The 3,133-nt window shown below is 38.7% G+C and carries 1 protein-coding gene; it reads left to right on the top strand.

What is annotated here, in order from left to right; all coding sequences use genetic code 11:
* Positions 1-30: 30 nt before the first annotated feature.
* A partial coding sequence (locus tag FS875_RS09520; protein ID WP_144756126.1) for an autotransporter outer membrane beta-barrel domain-containing protein occupies positions 31-3,133 on the top strand: 3,103 nt, incomplete at its 3' end.

The following is a 3,133-nucleotide window of genomic DNA, read 5'->3' as shown; positions in this document are numbered from 1 at the left end:
AATATTGGGGGCTTTAAAAGGAGAGTATTCGTGTATAAAAAATCCCTTCTGTCATCTATGGCGACAGCCGCTATCGTGCTGTTTAATATCCAATTCAATGTCCATGCTAAAGACCTTGAAGTGTCTGATGGAAAAACCGTAACTGTACAGGGAGAAACCTATGATACACTTCATGCAACAAATGGCAGTAAAATCATCGCGAAGCATTTAAAGATAACACACCCAAATGCATACACTGTAACAGCTGAAGGCGCTAACAGTGCGATTGAGTTATTGGATAATACAACCATTGGAAACAAAGATTCTGAAGTTCGCTTAGGTCTTGAAGCCAAAGACGGTGCTACAATCAAAATGATTGGAGGCTCTATTATAGCTAGCTACACTGGTGCTTCTTTTAACAATAGTAAGAGCAAAGAAAATATACTAGAGAGTGTACTTATAACGGATAAAAATAATAGTCTAGATACATATTTAGGAATAGTTACTAAGAACAGCAATCTTACCTTAAAAGAGGTAACCGTTCATGCTTTCAATGCTCTAGAGGCAGATGATCATTCTCAAATAACAATATCAGGAGGGGAATTTTATGGAAAGCTTGATGGAGTATCTGCTAAGCAAGGCAGCATCATTGATATAAACAACAATGCTAAGATTACCTCATCTCTTTATAGCGGTTTATATGCAAATGGGTCACAATCAAAAATCACAATGACAGGAGGAACTGTAAGCGGATATGCTCTAGGCACATTGCGTGCAGAAAACGGTGGACATATTGATGTTACAGATGTTGTTATAACTTCAAGAGATAATATAGGAACTGGTGCTTTCGTAGAAAATGAGGGAAGTGTAATTGAACTGCATGACACAACAATTAAAGATGTTTCAATTGGGCTTGATGTACAAAAGAGTAGCGCGGTCAAGATGACCGGAGGCTCCATTACAGCTTCTATCATAGGAGCTCAATACACTGAGAGTAACAGTGATAAAAATAAACTGGAAGATGTGATGATATCAAGTCTTAAAGATAATGAAACACCATCCTCTGGAGTAGATGTCATCAAAACAAGCAAACTCTCTTTGAAAAATGTAACCATTACTCAAGTAGACCAAGGCATAAATGCTCTTGATCATTCTCAAGTAACAGTATCAGGAGGATCAGTTTCTGCAAGCACCGTAGGGATGTCTGCTACATCTTACAGTACTATTACTTTAAAAGACAATGTAAAAATTACACAAGCATATCACGGCATAGATTCTCTTTTAAATTCTCAAGTAACAGTATCAGGGGGATCAGTTTCTGCAAGCACTACGGGAGCATTTGCTGCATCTTACAGCACCATCACTTTAAAAGACAATGTAAAAATTATTCAAGTAGATCAAGGCATAAATGCTCTTGATCATTCTCAAGTAACAGTATCAGGAGGATCAGTTTCTGCAAGCACCGTAGGGATGTCTGCTGAATCTGGCAGCATCATTAATATAAAAGATGAAGCTCACATTACCTCATCTAATGGTGGTGGATTATATGCAAGCGATCTACAATCTAAAATCACCATGATGGGAGGAACAGTAAACGCAAAAGAAGCTGCTTTGTACGCTGCAAACGGGGGGCACGTTGATGTTACAAACGTTTCTGCAACAGGAAAAATCGGTGGTTTGCAACTCGCATCTCTTCTTTCTACTTTTTCAAATGGATTACATGATCCCCAAAGTTATCAAAACGCTGAGATTAATTTAACCAATACAGAAATCCATGTCGACAATGGAACTGGAATTCTCATTGCAACTTTCAGTGATAATACCATTAAAAATATTACCAATCTGTCAATCGGTACAGCAAATCTTATAAATTCAGAAATTCATGCTGATGTTTTATTAGGAAATGGGACTTGGGGAGATAAAAACTTTTTGGAATCTACAAATGCAAAAGCAATACCCATCGGCAGTTTCACATTAAATGCAGATCATTCTATTTTAGAAGGCAGAGCAAACATTGCAAAAGAAAGAAATGTACGCTTTGACCTGAAAAACAGAACACAATGGTTCTTAAAAAACAGCACACAAGAAAAAGATGCTGAGGGCAATTTGCTTGATATCACTCAAAGGTCACGTTCTGATATTTCTGTGCTAGATCTCGAAAACAGCTCTCTCATTTTTAAAGAACCAACAGAAGATCATTACCACACATTGCATATAGGCTCTGGAAAACCAGAAACCAAAGCCGTCTATAATGCAACAGGCGATGCACAAATTTCTTTCAATACCTGGTGGAGTGATGCTAAACCGATCGCTGAGCAAAAAACCGATCGACTTTTAATCAATGGGGATGTTTCAGGAACGACAAATGTTCTTGTTAATTTAAAAGGAAATACCACTCAACAAAAAACTTCTAATGTTGAGACAAATATACGGGGACTTTCTCTTATCCAAGTTTCTGGAACGGCTGAAGAAAGCTCTTTTAAATTAGCCCATGGCTATACCACAATAAATGGTTCACCAGATAAATATATGCTCCGTGCCTATGGACCAAACTCAAGCCAAGGCAAAGCGGATATAAAACAAAATCTCTTCGATGAAAAAAATAAAGATTTTTGGGATTTTCGTCTACAACCAGAGTTTCTTAATTCTAATCCAGAGTCCGGCTCTAACACCGAGGGATCTGGTTCTAATACCGGTGGCTCTGGTTCTCATCCTGAAGAAAATGCGCATGCGCCTGTAGCACAAATGGCAGGCTATTTGGTCATGCCAAATGCTCTCTTCTATAGTGGATTGACTGATATGGCTGAACAAAACGCATTGTTGGCAAATATCAGAACAGCGATCATAGATAAAGGACAAGAAAAACAGAATGGCTTTTTCTTACACACCTATGGAAGCACAGGAATCTTCTCCTCTGAAAGCGCGCCACGTCAATATGGTTATAGCGGTGCTAACCTTCGCTATGCCGCTCTCCAAGGAGGGGTGAACTTTGCAACACTGGAAGGACATAATACCACAACCAATTTTGGTCTTTTAGGAACCTATGGACAGCTTTCCTTTACGCCAAAAGATATGCAAGATGCTGGAAAAAACACCGTTGATAAATGGTCCCTCACAGCCTATGCAACCATACAGCATGACAATGGCTTTTATC

Source organism: Bartonella saheliensis, assembly GCF_902162175.1.
This window is presented reverse-complemented; position numbering and strand designations above follow the sequence as displayed.